The following is a 15,121-nucleotide window of genomic DNA, read 5'->3' as shown; positions in this document are numbered from 1 at the left end:
TTCAATCGCCCAGCGGCAGGCGGTTCGGACCGCCGCGGTGTTCGTCCAGCGCCAGCTTGATGCGGCGCAGGCGCTCCCGGTTTTCTTCCTGGTTGAGCATGGCCAGTTCGGTCGAGAGCAGGTCTATGGCCAGCATCATCGCGTAGCGCGATGCCGAGGGCTTGTAGATGAAGTCGGTTTCGTCGGTGCGGATGGGCAGCACCACGTCGGCCAGTTCAGCCAGGGCGGAGGTGGCGTCGGTGATGGCGACGATGCGCGCCTGGTACTGCTTGACGATGCGGGCCGCGCCCACGATTTCCGGCGTGAGGCCCGAGGCCGACAGGATCAGCACCGCGTCGCGTTCGTCCAGCGTGGCCGCGACCATGCGCAGCAGCACCGCATCGCTGTACACGGCAATGGGATAGCCCAGGCGAACCAGGCGCGACTGCACTTCCTGCGCCAGCACGGCCGACGCGCCGCCCATGCCGAAGACATAGATCATGCGCGCGCCGTCGACAATGCCGGCGGCCGCCTCGAACAGTTGCTCGGTGAAGTTGGGCAGGTGGGCGCGCAGCGTGCTTTCGATGTCGGCGTAGATGCGGGCGTAGAAGGTGCTTTCCTCGGTTGGCGCGCTGGGGTCCAGGAAGCGGCTGCCCACTGTGCTGGCCTGGGCCAGCTTGAGCTTCAGGTCGCGGGTGTCGTCGCAGCCGACCGTGCGCGCGAAGCGCGAGATGGTGGCGATGCTGACGCCGGCCTTGGCCGCCAGCTGGTCGACGGTGGCGCTGGCGCCCCAGATGATGTCGTCCAGGATGGCGTCGGCGACCTTGCGTTCGGTCACGCTCAGCGAGTCCCGCCGACTGCGTATCTGGAAGACGATGTCGCGGATGATGTTCATGTGGGCTTCCTGGATCTGTTCTGGACTGGGCGGTTATCAGGCGGCCAGCTCGGCGTCGCCGATGCGCGAACACGCCACATAGTGGCCCGGGCCGACATTGGCGGCCTGCGCCTCGGTGGTTGCGCAGCTTTCGATGGCGTAGGGACAGCGGGTGCGGAACACGCAGCCGGAAGGCGGGTTGACCGGGCTGGGGATGTCGCCCTTCAACAGGATACGCGAGCGCGGCGCGCGCGGGTCCGGCACCGGCGCGGCGGACAGCAGCGCGCGGGTATAGGGATGGCGGGGGCGGGCGTAGACCTCACTGGTCGGGCCGCGTTCCATGACACGGCCCAGGTACATCACCACGACCTCGTCGCACAGGTAGTCCACCACCGCCAGGTCGTGGGCCACGAACAGCATGGTCAGGCCCAGGTCGCGCTGCAGGTCCTGCAGCAGGTTCAGCACCTGCGCCTGCACCGACACGTCCAGCGCGGACACCGGCTCGTCGGCCACGATGAAATCGGGCTCGACTGCCAGCGCGCGGGCGATGCCGATGCGCTGGCGCTGGCCGCCGGAGAACTCGTGCGGATAGCGGCGGCTGTGGTCGGCGTTCAGGCCCACGCGTTCCAGCAGCTCGCCGATGCGGGCCATGCGGCGGTTCTGGGCAAGCCGGTGGGTGTCCAGCGCTTCGCCCAGGATCTCGGCCACCGTCATGCGGGGGTTGAGGCTGGCGTAGGGATCCTGGAACACGATCTGCATGCGGCGGCGCCAGGGCAGCATCTGCTTTTCGGACAGCTTGGTGATGTCCTGGCCGTCGAACAGGATGCGGCCGGCGGTGGGCGCGAACAGGCGCAGCAGGGCGCGGCCGGTGGTGGTCTTGCCCGAGCCGGATTCGCCGACCAGGCCGACGATGGTGTTGCGCGGCACGTCGAAGCTGACGCCGTCCACGGCCTTCACGACCGGCGCATGGCGCGCCTGCGAGGTGGGGAAGTGGACCTTGAGGTCCTGGATCCGCACCAGCGGCTCCTCGGCGCGGATGGGAATGGGGCTACTCGTCATATCGGATTCACCTTGATGCAGCGCGCGCGGTGGTCGGTCTGCACCGGCATGAGTTCGGGTACGGCGGCGCGGCAGTCGTCGGCAGCCAGCGGGCAGCGCGGCGCGAAGGTACAGCCGGCCGGCAGCGACAGCACGCTGGGCACGTTGCCCGGGATGGCGCGCAGCCGTTCGCCGGAGGCCAGCAGGGCGGCCGTGGGGATGCAGGACAGCAGACCGCGGGTGTAGGGGTGCGTGGGCTTTTCGAACAGGTCGTAGACGCCGGCGTCCTCTACCACGCGGCCCGCGTACATGACCGCCACGCGATGCGCGATCTCGGCCACCACGCCCAGGTTGTGCGTGATGAACAGGATGCTCATGTTCATCTCGGCCTGCAGCCGGCGCAGCAGGTCCAGGATCTGCGCCTGCACGGTCACGTCCAGCGCGGTGGTCGGCTCGTCCGCGATCAGCACGGCGGGGTTGCACGCCAGGGCCAGCGCGATCATCACGCGCTGGCGCATGCCGCCCGACATCTGGTGCGGGTACTCGTTGATGCGCCGCTCGGCCGCCGGGATTTCGACGCGCTCCAGCATTTCACGGGCGCGCCGCATGGCGGCGTCGCGGGAGCCGCCCTCGTGCTGCAGCACGGCTTCGGCGATCTGGTCGCCCACCGTGTACAGCGGATTCAGGCTGGTCATGGGCTCCTGGAAGATCATGGCGATTTCGGCGCCGCGGATCTTGCGCAGGGTGGCGGGCGAGGCCTGGGCCAGGTCGTGCTGCGCGCCCTGGCGGTCGCGGAACAGGATCTTGCCGGCTTCGATGCGACCCGCCGGCTTGGGAAGCAGGCCCATGATGGACAGGCTGGTCACGGACTTGCCAGAGCCGGACTCGCCGACGATGGCCAGCGTTTCGCCGCGGGCCAGGTCGAAGGTAACGCCGTCCACGGATTTGGCGATGCCGTCGCGGCTGTGGAACCAGGTCTTCAACCCTTCCACGGAAAGCACGACGTCTCGGGTGCTTGCGGTCATGATTACAGCTCCTTGCGCAGGCGCGGATCGAGGACGTCGCGCAGGCCGTCGCCGACCAGTTGCAGCGACAGCACGGACAGGACGATGGCGATGCCGGGGAAGATCATGATCCAGTCGGCCGAGCCCATGTACTGCTGGCCGGCGTTGATCATGGTGCCCCAGGTGGGGATGTCGGGCGACACGCCCACGCCCAGGAACGACAGACCGGCTTCGGCCAGGATCGCGTAGGCGAAGATGAACGTGCCCTGCACCAGGATGGGCGACACCAGGTTGCGCAGCACGTGCACGGTGACGATGCGCCAGGTGGGCACGCCCAGCGCGCGGGCGGCTTCGACGAAGGGCAGTTCGCGGATCACCAGGGTCGAGGCGCGCACGATGCGCGCCAGGCGCGGCGTGTAGACGATGCCCAGCGCGATCACCACGTTGACCAGCGACGGCCCCAGCGCGGCCACCAGCGAGATCGCCAGCAGGATGTCGGGAAAGGCCATCATGGCGTCGATCAGGCGCGACACGAACTTGTCCGCCGTGCGGAAGAAGCCGGCGATCAGGCCCAGCGCGATGCCCAGGATGCTGGACACGATCACGACGGAGAAGCCCACCATCAGCGACAGGCGGCCGCCGTGGATGACGCGGCTGAACACGTCGCGGCCGAAGTCGTCGGTGCCGAACCAGTGCGCGGCGCCCGGCGCCTTCAACCGGTTCATGATGGACAGCTTGAACGGATCGTAGGGGCTGATCCAGGGCGCCAGCAGCGCAGCCAGGACCAGCACGACGATCACGATCAGGCTGATCAGCACGGTCTTGCGCGACACCAGCAGGCGCAGGACCTGCCAGCGGTCGGCGCCCGCGCCGGAATTAGCGGTAGTTGCGATAGCCATATCAGTAGCGGACCCGGGGATCGACCAGCAGGTAGAGCAGATCGATGAAGAGATTGATCAGGACGTAGATGGCCGCGATGATCAGCAGCGCGCCCTGGATGACGGGGTAGTCGCGGCGCAGCACGGCCGACACCACCAGGCTGCCCACGCCGGGCAGGCCGAACACGGTTTCGGTCACGACCGCGCCGCTGATCAGCAGCGCCGTGGTCAGGCCCAGCACTGTCAGGATCGGGATCAGCGCATTGCGCACGGCGTGCTTCAGGATCACCTTGCTTTCGGGCAGGCCCTTGGCGCGCGCGGTGCGCACATAGTCGTCGCGCAGCACGTCCAGCATGCTGGCGCGGATGAAGCGGGTGATCAGCGCCGAGTTCACCAGGCCCAGCACCACCGCAGGCAGGATCAGGTGCGACAGCCGGGTCATGAGCGAGGCGTCGGGCCCGCCGTAGCCGGCCACGGGCAGCCAGCCCAGCTTGACCGAGAACACCTGCATCAGCAGCAGCCCGAGCCAGAAGCTGGGCACGCTGGAGGTGAACATCGAGAACGACAGTACCGACTGGTCCAGCGTGGTGCCGCGTTTGACCGCGGACAGTATCCCCACCGGCAGCGCGATGGCGCTGGCGATCAGCAGCGACATGAGCGTCAGCAGGATGGTGGGTTCGGCGCGGTCGGCCAAGGCCGACAGCACCGGCTTGTTCATGAAGATGGATTGGCCCAGGTCGCCTTGGGCCAGCTTGCCCAGCCACGAAACGTACTGCACGGCCATCGGCTGGTCCAGCCCGAGCTGGGTGCGCAGGGCGGCGATGTCCTGCTGGCTGGCCTGCGGACCCAGCATCACGGCGGCGGGATCGCCTGGCGTGACGCGGATGATCACGAACACGATGGTCGCGACGATGAACATCACGGCCACCAGCCCGACCAGCCGGTTTAAGAGATAACGCAACACGATGGATGTCCTAAAAAAGCGTCGTATCGTGGGGAGGGGCGGCGCGCTTGTTGGAAGGGCGCGCTCTGCGGGTCATGCATTGATGCGTGGAGCGCGGCAGGAGGTCTTGTGTGCGCCTTTGCCCTGCCGCGCTACGCCATTACTTGGACTTCCAGGCGTTCCAGAAGTAGGGCCACGGCACGGCCTTGGTGCCTTGCAGCGACGGCGAGCGCGCGGCCTGGGCGTTGAAGTCGCCGACCTTGATGAAGGGCACTTCGTCGTACACGGCCTGCTGCACATCGGCCCAGCGCTTGATGCGCTCTTCCTGGTTGCTGGCCTGGTTGAAGGCGTCCAGCGCCTGGTTGCGGCGGGGGGTGTCCCACCAGCCCGGCGCGTCCTTGGACGGGAAGTCGATCAGGGCGGGTTCAGGCAGGAAGGGGCTGTGCGTGATGAAGACGTCCCACAGGGCCGGGTCCTGGCGGCGCTGCGTCAGCGTGGCCCAGTCCACCACCTGCATGTCCACGGTGAAGCCCGCGGCCTTCAGGTATTCGGCGGCGACCAGCGCCATCTTGTAGTGGAACTCGTACTGCTGGCTGGTCAGGATGCGGATCTTGCGGTCCTGCACGTTGGCACCATCCACCAGCTTCTTGGCGCCGGCGGCGTCGCCCTTGTTGTAGACCTTGCCGCCCAGGGACGTGGCCCAGGGATAGCCCTCGGGATACAGGTCGCCGTTGAGCTTGTAGAAGTTCTTGTCGCCGAAGGCGGCGTACAGCATGTCTTCTTCGTTCAGCGCCAGCTGCACGGCCTGGCGGACCGCCAGGTTCGACATGATGCCTTGCTTGGTATTGAGCACCAGGCGCGGCCAGCCGAAGGGCTTGAGCATGACGGGGTCGGAGCGGCCGTTCTTGAGCTTGGGCAGCGATTCCACCGGCAGCGAGTCGACGTAGTCGAACTGGCCTGCCACCGCGCTTTCGACGCGGGTGTTGGCGTTGCTGACCGGTACGAAGCGGATCTCGTCCAGGTACTGCTTGCGCGCGCCGCCAAAGCCGTCAGGCTCGCCTTCGCGCTGCTTGTAGCCTTCGAAGCGGACCAACTGGATGTACTGGTCGGGCACGCGCGCCTTCAGTTGGTAGGGGCCGGTGCCGACGAATTCGGTCAGGGCCGGAGCGATCTTGCCCTTGGGCATGATGACGGCGGCGCTGTTGTTCATGGCCAGCAGCGCGGTCAGGGGCGCATAGGGCTGCTTGAGCGTGATGCGGATGGTGTTGGCGTCCGGCGCTTCCATGCCGGTGATGATCTTGGCGGCCATCTTGCCGCGCGTGGCGGTCTCGGTCCAGCGCTTGAGCGAGGCCAGCACGTCGGACGAATCCATCTTGGATCCGTCATGGAAGGTGATGCCCTGGCGCAGCGGGATCGTGTAGGTCAGCCCGTCGGCGGAGACTTCCGGCAGCTTGTCGGCCAGGAGCGGGGTCAGGTTCCACTTGCCGTCGAAGGTGTACAGCGTTTCGAAGAAGTGCTGGGTCAGGATGCCCACCAGGTCGGCCGTGCTGGTCATCGGATCCAGCGTGGGCGGCTCGCCTATGGTGGCAACCGAAATCGTGCCTCCCTTGATCGGCGTGGCACAGAGGGCGGGGGTCGACAATGCGGTCAAGCCAATTGCGCCGGCCAGCAGCAGGCTATTGAGCCCACCGCCTCGCCGGGAGGTACGGAAGTTCATGATTCTCTCTCCAGAGGGTCAAAAACGGGTTTTGCTTGTAGTAATTAGAGGTTTGCGCCGGAATCCCGCGATTCCCCCTGCCCGCCGGGTACCGGCGCGGTGCGGCGGGCAGGGCCGTTCAGAAGAAGGTTTCGGCCACGTCGGTGACGCGGTATTGCTCGTCCACCAGCAGCACCTGGCGCCACTTGTCGAAGGTCAGGCACGGGTGGGAAATATCGAAGGCGATCATGTCGCCGACCTGGATGTCGTCGCCTGCGCCGATCTGCATGAAGGCGTGCTGGTCCATCATCGCGCTCAGCTTCCAGTGGCCGGGAGCCTGGCCGGGCGCGGCGTCACGGCCGGGGCGGTACAGCGCGGCGGGCGTGGGCAGGCCGGCGTCGAAGGCGGCGTCGCGCTTGCCCATGGCGACGATGGCGCGGCCCGGTTCGGGCAGAGACTGCACGTAGGCCCAGACCTGCAAGGCCGGCTGCAGGCCGGGTTCCATCTTTTGCGCGACCGGATTGTGGGCGTTGATGCGCTCGGCGGCCGAGCGGTAGATGCCGACGTCGTGCGACAGGTAGCAGCCGGGGCGCAGCACGATTTCCAGCGGCGCGCCGATGTCCAGTTGCGAGAATTCCTCGGCCACCACGTCGAACCAGGCGGAGCCGGCGCCAGAGATCAGGGCGGGGCCGTTCTTGCGCAGGCGGCCGGCGGCGGCGAGGCCGCGCAGGGCGTCGGCGGCGCGGCGCAGGAAGGCGCGGATGGCGTCTTCTTCCTGCAGCACGCCTTCGTAGACTTCGATGCCGGCCAGGGCCAGGCCGGGCCATTTGCCGATTTCGTCGACCAGCGCCCGCATTTGGGCGTCGTCGCGCACGCCGGTGCGGCCACCCTGCGGGCCCAGCTCGATCAGCACCGGCAGGGTCAGGCCCTGTTCGCCGAAGTAGGCGCCCAGCTGGGCCGCGTTGGCCGGGGAGTCCACTATGCAGAAAAAGGTGAAGGCCGGGTCGCGCAGCAGGTGCGCGATGATGGCCATGTTGGCGCGGCCCACCAGCTGGTTGGCCATCAGGATCCGGCGCACGCCATGTTGGTAGGCGGCCCGGACCTGCGGGGCGGTCGCCAGCGTGATGCCCCAGGCGCCGCCGGCGATCTGGCGCTGGAACAGAGCCGGGCTCATGGTGGTCTTGCCGTGCGGCGCCAGCTTGACCTTGTACGCTTCCATGAAGCGCTGCATCCATTGCAGGTTGTGGCGCACGCGGGCTTCGTACAGCACCGCCACGGGCAGGCTGACGTCCTCATTGAGCAGGTTCCAGTTCAGCGCCGCCACGCCGGCGGTGGTACAGGATTCCGGAAAGGCGCCCAGGCCTTTGCCGTTCACGTCCAGGGGGGCTGCGGGGAAGGAGGAGTTCGTCATGGGGGCGCCTGCTATGGAAAATATTTACGTCAAACCTGGTTTTTTTCATTATCGTGAAAAGAATTTACAAGCGGGAGTTAGGAGTTTCCCGTAGTCGGCGCTGGCCGGCGGTTGGCGCGACAATAGGAAAAACCTCCGACACAAGGAAGCGTCATGCTGAAAGTTGCTTTGGGCCAGTTCGCCGTCAGCCGCGTCTGGGAAGAAAACGCCCAGGTCTGCATAGACTTGATGGAACGCGCCCGCGCCGGCGGCGCCGGCCTGCTGGTCTTGCCCGAAGGCATCCTGGCCCGCGACATCACCGATCCGCAGATCGTCCTGAAGGCTGCCCAGCCGCTGGACGGTCCCTTCATGAGCCGCCTGCTGGAAGCCAGCCGCGGCTCGCAGTTGGCGACCATGATGTGCGTGCATGTGCCGACCGGGGAAGGGCGGGTCTGGAACACGCTGGTGACGCTGCAAGACGGCAAGATCCTGTCGCAATACCGCAAGCTGCACCTGTACGACGCCTTCAACATGAAGGAATCCACCAACGTCACGCCCGGCGTCGACATCCCGCCGCTGCTGGACATCGGCGGCCTGCGCGTGGGCCTGATGACCTGCTACGACGTGCGCTTCCCCGAACTGGCGCGGCGCCTGGCGCTGGACGGCGCCGACCTGCTGGTGCTGCCGGCGGCCTGGGTTCGCGGCCCGTTGAAGGAAATGCACTGGGAAGTGCTGGTCACGGCGCGCGCGCTGGAAAATACCTGCTATGTGGCTGCCACCGGCGAATGCGGCGAACGCAACATCGGCTGCAGTATGGTGGTGGATCCGCTTGGTGTGGTGACGGCGCGGGCGGGCGAAGCCCCGGCTCTGGTTTTCGCCGATATCGACCCCGAACGCCTGGCCCATGCCCGCAAGGTATTGCCGGTGCTGGCGAACCGGCGCTTCGCGCCGCCGGGACTGGCCTAGGACCGCTAAGGGAGGCAGCCCCGCGCCATGGTGTAATGCTGGCTTGAATTACTTGCTGTCTCCCCTCATCTTCTGCCAATGAGCAACGATCTCTTCGCGGCCGATCCTGCGCATCGGCCCTATGTGCCCCTGGCCGAGCGGCTGCGCCCGCGGACCCTGTCCGACGTGGTCGGACAGTCGCATCTGCTGGGGCCCGACAAGCCCCTGCGCGTCGCCTTCGACTCGGGCCGGCCGCATTCCATGATCTTCTGGGGGCCGCCAGGCGTGGGCAAGACCACGCTGGCGCGCCTGATGGCGGACGGCTTCGACGCGCAGTTCATCGCCATCTCGGCGGTGCTGGGGGGGGTCAAGGACATCCGCGACGCGGTCACCGTGGCGCAGGTGGCGCAGGGCCAGGGACGACGCACCATCCTCTTCGTCGACGAGGTGCACCGCTTCAACAAGGCGCAGCAGGATGCCTTCCTGCCCTATGTGGAAAGCGGGCTGTTCACCTTCATCGGCGCCACCACCGAAAACCCCTCGTTCGAGGTCAATTCGGCGCTGTTGTCGCGGGCGCGGGTGTACGTGCTGCAATCGCTTACCGCCGAGGAGCTGCAACAGCTGGTCGACCGCGCCGTGCAGGCCCTGAACGACGGGCTGGAAGAGGGCGAGCGCATCCATGTCGAGGCCGACGCGCGCGAACAGCTGGCGGCCTGGGCCGACGGTGACGCGCGCCGCCTGATCAGCGCCGTGGAAGTGGTGGCCGAGTCGGCCCAGGCCGCCGGCCGCGATACGGTGGACGCGGCCTGGCTGGAGATCTCGCTGTCGCAGAACCTGCGCCGCTTCGACAAGGGCGGCGACGCGTTCTACGACCAGATCAGCGCACTGCACAAGTCGGTGCGCGGCTCCAACCCAGACGCCGCGCTGTACTGGTTCTGCCGCATGATCGACGGCGGCGCCGATCCCAAATACCTGTCGCGCCGGCTGGTGCGCATGGCGGTGGAAGACATCGGCCTGGCCGATCCCCGCGCCACCGACCTGGCCGTGAACGGCGCCGATATCTACGAACGCCTGGGCTCGCCAGAAGGCGAACTGGCCCTGGCGCAGGCGGTGGTCTACATGGCCTGCGCGGCCAAGTCGAACGCCGTCTACAACGCCTACAACCAGGCGCGCAAGTTCGCGGCCGAGCACGGCAGCGCGCCGGTGCCGATCCACCTGCGCAATGCGCCCACCAAATTGATGAAGCAGCTGGGCCATGGCAAGGCCTACCGCTACGCGCACGACGAGCCGCACGGCTACGCCGCCGCCGAGCAATATTTCCCCGATGGACTCAATCCCTCCTTCTATCGGCCGACCGATCGCGGCCTGGAGGCTAAAATCCAGCAAAAGCTGGCATTCCTGCGCGAGCTGGACGCACAGGAACGCGCCAAGAAACGGTAACGGGCGTCGCCCGTTGCTTCACGCAACCTCACCGATATCACCATGCTAGACCCGATACTGCTGCGCAAAGACCTGCAAACCGTCGTAGACCGCCTCAAGAGCCGTGGCGTGTCCTTCGACACGGAACGGTTCAATGAGCTGGAATCCCGCCGCAAGGCCGTCCAGACTGAAACCGAGTCCCTGCAAGCCCGCCGCAACGCGCTGGCCAAGCAGATCGGCCAGCTCAAGGCCAAGGGCGAGGACGCCAGCGCCGTCATGGCCGAATCGCAGGCCGTGCCCGTGCGCCTGAAGCAGCTGGAAGAAGAGCTGGCCGCCTTGCAGCAGCCGCTCAATGAACTGCTGATGTCGGTGCCCAACCTGCCGCACGCCAGCGTGCCGCTGGGCGAATCCGCCGACGACAACGTCGAAGTGCGCCGCTGGCTGCCGGGCGCGGCCGGCGCCGACGGCAATCCGCCGGCCCTGGCGTTCGAGGCCCGCGACCACGTCGCCATCGGCGAGCCCCTGGGGCTGGACTTCGACATGGCCGCCAAGCTGTCCGGCGCCCGCTTCTCGTTCATGCGCGGCCCGATTGCGCGCCTGCACCGTGCGCTGTCGCAGTTCATGCTGGACCTGCAGACGGGCACGCACGGCTACACCGAGTGCTACACCCCCTACATCGTCAATGCCTCGACGCTGTACGGCACGGGCCAGCTGCCGAAGTTCAAGGACGATATGTTCGCGGTGTCCAAGGGCGGCGGCGACGACGATCCCAAGGTCGATGACCAGGGCAAGCCGTACGTGCGTGAAGACCAGTACCTGATCTCCACCTCGGAAATCACCTTGACCAGCGTGGCGCGCGACACCATCCAGGCCGCTTCCGACCTGCCGCTCAAGCTCACGGCGCACACGCCGTGCTTCCGCTCGGAAGCCGGCAGCGGCGGCCGCGATACCCGCGGCATGATCCGCCAACACCAGTTCGACAAGGTTGAAATGGTGCAGATCACCCAGCCCGATCAGTCCTACGAGGCGCTGGAAGACATGGTGGGCCATGCCGAGCGCGTGCTGCAACTGCTGGGCCTGCCCTACCGCGTTGTGCTGCTGTGCACGGGCGACATGGGCTTCGGTTCGGCCAAGACCTATGACCTGGAAGTGTGGCTTCCCGCGCAGAACACCTGGCGCGAGATTTCCTCGGTGTCGAACTGCGAAACCTTCCAGGCCCGCCGCATGCAGGCGCGCTTCCGCAATGCCCAGGGCAAGCCGGAATACGTGCACACGCTCAACGGTTCGGGCCTGGCCGTGGGCCGCGCGCTGGTCGCCGTGCTGGAAAACCACCAGCAGGCAGACGGCAGCGTGCTGATTCCGGAGGCGCTGCAGCCTTATATGGGCGGCCTGACGGTGCTGAATCCGGCACCGAAAGCCTGACGCTTTTCAGCTGTCCATCCGTCATTTGGCGGAGTAAAAGACGGAGCCTTCGGGCTCCGTTTTTTTTTATTATCTGTACATATTCCTGTCGCCTCGGGCCTTTAAGCTGCCTGCGCGAGTGTTTGATTATGATGTGAGCAATTGTGTATTCCAATAAAAGGGCCGGATAGTTACGGCACAATATGCCCCGTGTGCTACACGCTTCATTCACTTAAATAACAAGGAGTTGCCCATGACTTCAAGAATGATTGGAGATTTTCGTGTGAGATGCTCCGTGGCTCAGGAAGACGAGCAGGGCTACCGTGTGCAGATATGGACGCGCCGGGTTGGCGGCACCGCGCCGGAAAAGTGCTGGACCGTGCCCGGACAGGCGCCGTTTTCGAGCCTGCACGAAGCCGAGCAGGAAAGCCTGCAACTGTTCCAGGGCATCAACGGCGTGCGTTTCAACGGTGAACCGGAGTTTGCCCATGCGTCCGCATAATGGTTGGTGGCGGTCGTCGAGCGAGCCCCGCCGTTGGATCGATCTCGTTCAGGAAACGCCGCGGTGGAGCGATGCCAAAGCCAGCAAGGCTCCGCAGCAACCGGTGGTGTTGGTCGGCAAACCCGTGCAGGCTCCTGCAGCCTGAGGTGCTTTCCGCGCGGCACCGGACATTGCCCCGCAGAAAAAAAGGCCACTCGCAAGAGTGGCCTTTGCTTTTTCCGGCGCCTGGCGGCCGTCACGCATTAATCGCGGTCGTGTCCGCGACCACGGCCGTGGTGGTGGTCATGTCCGCGTCCGCGGCCATAGTAATAGCCGCGATCGTAATAGCGGCCGCCGCCGCGGTAGTACACCGGCGCCGGGTAGACCACCGGCGGCGCGACATACACCGGCGCGGGGCGGTAATAGACGGGCGGCGGGGGCGGCACATACACGGGCTGCGGCGCGACGTAGACCGGCGCGGGGTATACGACCCCCGGTATGCCGATCGAGATGCCGACGTCCACGCGAGCCAGGGCGACGCTGGAGATCAGCAGACCAGCGGCACCAGCACCAGCGATAAGCCATTTTTTCATCTTGCACCTGCCTGCCGCTTGACGCAGCAAAGTTGAGTATTCGTTGATGCCATTTTCGGGCTTTTCGATCAGGCAGACGTAAGCGGGCCCGCGTCAATCGCGACAATCCGCAACCGTCCCCGCCCATATGGCATGCGGCTTGCTGCTACGCAACAGCGTGAGTCCGCTCTGATGCGGCCGCGATTGAAATGGATTGAAATCGCCTGGAATCAGGTGAAGCCGAGTGGCCAGGTTACAGGCAGTCACCATCCGCCCCTGTTTCCGCGTAACGACGTTGCGCGGGCGCACCAGTTTTTTGGGGCAGGAGCTAGGCGTCCCGCTCCCCATCGGCCTGTTGGCGACGGAATTCGACCACCCAGACCCACGGGTTCGCTGCCCAGGCGTGCGAGCCGTAACGCTCGCACCAGGTCAAGGCGAAGGCGGTCTGCAGCGGCACGCCCGGCAATAGGGCGGAGCTTTGGTACAGGGCTTGCGTGCCTTCGGCGCGGGCATCGGCTTCGGACAGCGTTTGCAGGCGCTGGACGCGCACGCCCACGATAACGGCGGTGGCGAAGGTATTGCCGGCTTCGTCGGTCAATTCGATACTGTCGCCGGATTTTCCAAATGGGCACCTGACCCAGCTTGAGGTCTTGCGCAATTCGGATGGATTATCCAGCGACGGGCCCATGGCCACCCATCTGCCGGAATCCGCGGCGTCCGCATACCAGACCGTGGTCAGTTTGGTCGGTTGCGGCTTCAGGATGCGCCGGCTCTGCACTTTACGGCCGTCCAAAACAGCTTGTTTAAGCGGCTCGCTGAATTGAAGAGACTGCCTTTTCATACGCTCGCGGTTCCTCCAACGGTCAAAGCATATGCGCCAATGCGGCGACAGCCTGGTCGACGCATGCCTACTGTGCGGGCGGTTTGGGCCTGGAATCGGGAAGTATGCCGCCTCAAGGCCATCATGTCAGGCATGAGCTGGATTTATGTGTCTTTTTGAATACGGCGCGGGGATGTTTGTATACTCGAAACATGACTACGAACCTGCATGATCTCAAGCCGGGTTACTACTGGTACACCATGGCAAATGACCCGCTCGCCATCATTCATATCCATGAGGATGGCGGCGCCACGCTGATGGGTACGGATTACCGCATCGGCGCCGAAGGCGTGGCCGACATGGTCCGCCAGGGTGAACGTTTCTTCTGGATAGAACCGCCCCAAGCCTGAGCTTGATGGCGCGTGCCGCCTGGTCTGCGCAAGGCCGGCCGCCACGCGCGGCGCCTGGAATCCTGCCATGACCAATCTGTTTTTGAAGAATGTCCGCGCCCCGCAAGGCGGCGCGGTGGACGTGCTGGTGCGCGACGGGCGCATTCAGGGTATCGGGCCGGGCCTCGCCGCCGCGCCCGGCATGCCTGTCGAGGACGGCGCAGGCGCCTTGCTGCTGCCTGGCCTGGTCGAAGGCCATACTCACCTGGACAAGACCACCTGGGATTCGCCCTGGTACGTGAACGAAGTGGGCCCGGCGCTGACCGACCGCATCGAGAACGAACGCGTCTGGCGCGCCCGCAGCGGCCATGACGCGGCCAGCCATTCGCGCGCCCTGGCGCTGGCCTTCCTGCGCGAAGGCACGACCCGCATCCGCACGCACGTGGACATCGATACCGACGCCGGGCTGCGCCATCTGGAGGGTGTGCACGCCACGCGCCAGGAGCTGGCCGGACGCGTCGAGATCCAGACCGTGGCCTTTCCCCAGTCGGGCCTGCTGGTCCGGCCCGGCACGGCCGAGCTGCTGGACCAGGCGCTGGCGCAGGGCGCGGATGTGCTGGGCGGGCTGGATCCCTCGGCCATCGACCGCGATCCGGCGAGGTCGCTCGACGTGCTGTTCGGCCTGGCGGACAAGCATCACAAGCCCGTCGATATCCATCTGCACGAGCCGGGCGAACTGGGCGCCTTTACCCTGGACCTGATCCTGGACCGCGTCCAGGCGCTGGGTATGCAGGGCAAGGTTGTCATCAGTCACGCCTTCTGTCTGGGCGGCGTCGACGCCAAGCGGCTGGACGGCCTGCTGCGGCGGCTGGCCGCGCTGGACGTGGCCTTGCTGACGACCGCGCCGCCGTCGCGGCCCGTGCCGGCCGTGCGCGCCTGTCGCGAGGCGGGGGTGACGATCTTCGGCGGCAACGATGGCATCCGCGATACCTGGACGCCTTACGGCAGTCCCGACATGCTGGCGCGCGCCATGCTGATCGGGCTGCGCAACGACCTGCGGCGCGACGACGAGGTCGAATGGGCGTTCGATTGCGTGACCGCCGCCGCGGCCCGCGCCTGTGGTTTCAGGGACTATGGCCTGGCGCCGGGCGCGCGCGCCGACCTGGTGCTGGTCGACGCCAGCTGTATTGCGCAAGCCGTGGCAACGCGCGCGCCGCGCCGCCTGGTGGTGTCGGGCGGCGTGGTCGTGGCGCGCGACGGCCGCGACGCAAACGCACAGGGCTGATCTTCCG

The 15,121-nt window shown here is 66.4% G+C and carries 15 protein-coding genes; 6 read left to right on the top strand and 9 right to left on the bottom strand.

Annotation, left to right across the window (positions count from 1 at the left end; all coding sequences use genetic code 11):
• Window position 1: 1 nt before the first annotated feature.
• From IB257_RS17575 to IB257_RS17545, 7 genes are all read right to left on the bottom strand, one after another.
• Window positions 2-874, bottom strand: coding sequence for a MurR/RpiR family transcriptional regulator (locus IB257_RS17575; protein ID WP_054450103.1), 873 nt, complete (start codon window positions 872-874; stop codon window positions 2-4).
• Between the two features lie 36 nt (window positions 875-910).
• On the bottom strand, window positions 911-1,912 hold the full coding sequence (locus IB257_RS17570; protein ID WP_054450105.1) for an ABC transporter ATP-binding protein: 1,002 nt from the start codon (window positions 1,910-1,912) through the stop codon (window positions 911-913).
• Complete coding sequence (locus tag IB257_RS17565; RefSeq protein WP_054450107.1) at window positions 1,909-2,916, bottom strand: ABC transporter ATP-binding protein; 1,008 nt, start codon at window positions 2,914-2,916, stop codon at window positions 1,909-1,911. The genes IB257_RS17570 and IB257_RS17565 overlap by 4 nt, the downstream gene beginning before the upstream one ends.
• Before the next feature lie 2 nt (window positions 2,917-2,918).
• Window positions 2,919-3,794 carry an ABC transporter permease gene (locus tag IB257_RS17560; protein WP_054450108.1) on the bottom strand — a complete coding sequence of 292 codons (876 nt, stop codon included), beginning with the start codon at window positions 3,792-3,794 and terminating at the stop codon, window positions 2,919-2,921.
• A gap of 1 nt (window position 3,795) precedes the next feature.
• Window positions 3,796-4,737, bottom strand: coding sequence for an ABC transporter permease (locus IB257_RS17555; RefSeq protein WP_054450111.1), 942 nt, complete (start codon window positions 4,735-4,737; stop codon window positions 3,796-3,798).
• Between the two features lie 139 nt (window positions 4,738-4,876).
• A complete protein-coding gene (locus IB257_RS17550) occupies window positions 4,877-6,433 on the bottom strand; it encodes an ABC transporter substrate-binding protein (protein ID WP_054450112.1) in 1,557 nt (518 codons plus the stop codon).
• Window positions 6,434-6,551: 118 nt separating this feature from the next.
• Window positions 6,552-7,823 (bottom strand): amino acid deaminase, encoded by a 1,272-nt coding sequence (locus IB257_RS17545; protein ID WP_192492626.1) that lies wholly within the window; start codon window positions 7,821-7,823, stop codon window positions 6,552-6,554.
• Window positions 7,824-7,976: 153 nt separating this feature from the next.
• Between IB257_RS17545 and IB257_RS17540 the strand changes: the two genes are divergently transcribed.
• The 4 genes from IB257_RS17540 (at window position 7,977) to IB257_RS17525 (ending at window position 12,069) form a co-directional block, all read left to right on the top strand.
• Window positions 7,977-8,768 (top strand): deaminated glutathione amidase, encoded by a 792-nt coding sequence (locus IB257_RS17540; RefSeq protein WP_082400636.1) that lies wholly within the window; start codon window positions 7,977-7,979, stop codon window positions 8,766-8,768.
• A gap of 78 nt (window positions 8,769-8,846) precedes the next feature.
• Window positions 8,847-10,187: a replication-associated recombination protein A gene (locus IB257_RS17535; protein WP_054450116.1), complete on the top strand. Its 1,341-nt coding sequence runs from the start codon at window positions 8,847-8,849 to the stop codon at window positions 10,185-10,187.
• A 42-nt stretch (window positions 10,188-10,229) separates the two neighbouring features.
• The gene (serS, locus tag IB257_RS17530; RefSeq protein ID WP_175181159.1) at window positions 10,230-11,588 is read left to right on the top strand and encodes a serine--tRNA ligase; all 1,359 of its coding nucleotides are present in this window, start codon (window positions 10,230-10,232) and stop codon (window positions 11,586-11,588) included.
• 232 nt (window positions 11,589-11,820) lie between these two features.
• Window positions 11,821-12,069, top strand: coding sequence for a hypothetical protein (locus IB257_RS17525; RefSeq protein ID WP_082400638.1), 249 nt, complete (start codon window positions 11,821-11,823; stop codon window positions 12,067-12,069).
• Window positions 12,070-12,311: 242 nt separating this feature from the next.
• On the opposite strand, the gene IB257_RS17520 is transcribed toward IB257_RS17525, so the two are convergent.
• Window positions 12,312-12,641, bottom strand: a complete 330-nt coding sequence (locus IB257_RS17520; protein ID WP_054450122.1) for a virulence factor — start codon at window positions 12,639-12,641, stop codon at window positions 12,312-12,314.
• A 307-nt stretch (window positions 12,642-12,948) separates the two neighbouring features.
• Window positions 12,949-13,461, bottom strand: coding sequence for a hypothetical protein (locus IB257_RS17515; protein ID WP_175159468.1), 513 nt, complete (start codon window positions 13,459-13,461; stop codon window positions 12,949-12,951).
• 191 nt (window positions 13,462-13,652) lie between these two features.
• Between IB257_RS17515 and IB257_RS17510 the strand changes: the two genes are divergently transcribed.
• Window positions 13,653-13,850: a hypothetical protein gene (locus IB257_RS17510; protein WP_013391913.1), complete on the top strand. Its 198-nt coding sequence runs from the start codon at window positions 13,653-13,655 to the stop codon at window positions 13,848-13,850.
• Window positions 13,851-13,917: 67 nt separating this feature from the next.
• Window positions 13,918-15,114: an amidohydrolase family protein gene (locus IB257_RS17505; protein WP_175159471.1), complete on the top strand. Its 1,197-nt coding sequence runs from the start codon at window positions 13,918-13,920 to the stop codon at window positions 15,112-15,114.
• Window positions 15,115-15,121: the final 7 nt, after the last annotated feature.

Origin of the sequence: Achromobacter sp. ACM03, assembly GCF_014851665.1 — a bacterium.
In the GTDB taxonomy this organism is placed as follows: domain Bacteria; phylum Pseudomonadota; class Gammaproteobacteria; order Burkholderiales; family Burkholderiaceae_B; genus Achromobacter; species Achromobacter aegrifaciens.
Note: the sequence above shows the minus strand (reverse complement) of the source record. Positions and strands in the feature narration are given on the sequence as shown.

Excerpts from the sequence above, each read along its gene's own strand:
- IB257_RS17575 (WP_054450103.1), bottom strand. The coding sequence starts at position 874 with ATGAACATCATCCGCGACATCGTCTTCCAGATACGCAGTCGGCGGGAC.
- IB257_RS17570 (WP_054450105.1), bottom strand. The coding sequence starts at position 1,912 with ATGACGAGTAGCCCCATTCCCATCCGCGCCGAGGAGCCGCTGGTGCGG.
- IB257_RS17565 (WP_054450107.1), bottom strand. The coding sequence starts at position 2,916 with ATGACCGCAAGCACCCGAGACGTCGTGCTTTCCGTGGAAGGGTTGAAG.
- IB257_RS17560 (WP_054450108.1), bottom strand. The coding sequence starts at position 3,794 with ATGGCTATCGCAACTACCGCTAATTCCGGCGCGGGCGCCGACCGCTGG.
- IB257_RS17550 (WP_054450112.1), bottom strand. The coding sequence starts at position 6,433 with ATGAACTTCCGTACCTCCCGGCGAGGCGGTGGGCTCAATAGCCTGCTG.
- IB257_RS17545 (WP_192492626.1), bottom strand. The coding sequence starts at position 7,823 with ATGACGAACTCCTCCTTCCCCGCAGCCCCCCTGGACGTGAACGGCAAA.
- IB257_RS17540 (WP_082400636.1), top strand. The coding sequence starts at position 7,977 with ATGCTGAAAGTTGCTTTGGGCCAGTTCGCCGTCAGCCGCGTCTGGGAA.
- IB257_RS17535 (WP_054450116.1), top strand. The coding sequence starts at position 8,847 with ATGAGCAACGATCTCTTCGCGGCCGATCCTGCGCATCGGCCCTATGTG.
- serS (WP_175181159.1), top strand. The coding sequence starts at position 10,230 with ATGCTAGACCCGATACTGCTGCGCAAAGACCTGCAAACCGTCGTAGAC.
- IB257_RS17525 (WP_082400638.1), top strand. The coding sequence starts at position 11,821 with ATGACTTCAAGAATGATTGGAGATTTTCGTGTGAGATGCTCCGTGGCT.
- IB257_RS17520 (WP_054450122.1), bottom strand. The coding sequence starts at position 12,641 with ATGAAAAAATGGCTTATCGCTGGTGCTGGTGCCGCTGGTCTGCTGATC.
- IB257_RS17515 (WP_175159468.1), bottom strand. The coding sequence starts at position 13,461 with ATGAAAAGGCAGTCTCTTCAATTCAGCGAGCCGCTTAAACAAGCTGTT.
- IB257_RS17510 (WP_013391913.1), top strand. The coding sequence starts at position 13,653 with ATGACTACGAACCTGCATGATCTCAAGCCGGGTTACTACTGGTACACC.
- IB257_RS17505 (WP_175159471.1), top strand. The coding sequence starts at position 13,918 with ATGACCAATCTGTTTTTGAAGAATGTCCGCGCCCCGCAAGGCGGCGCG.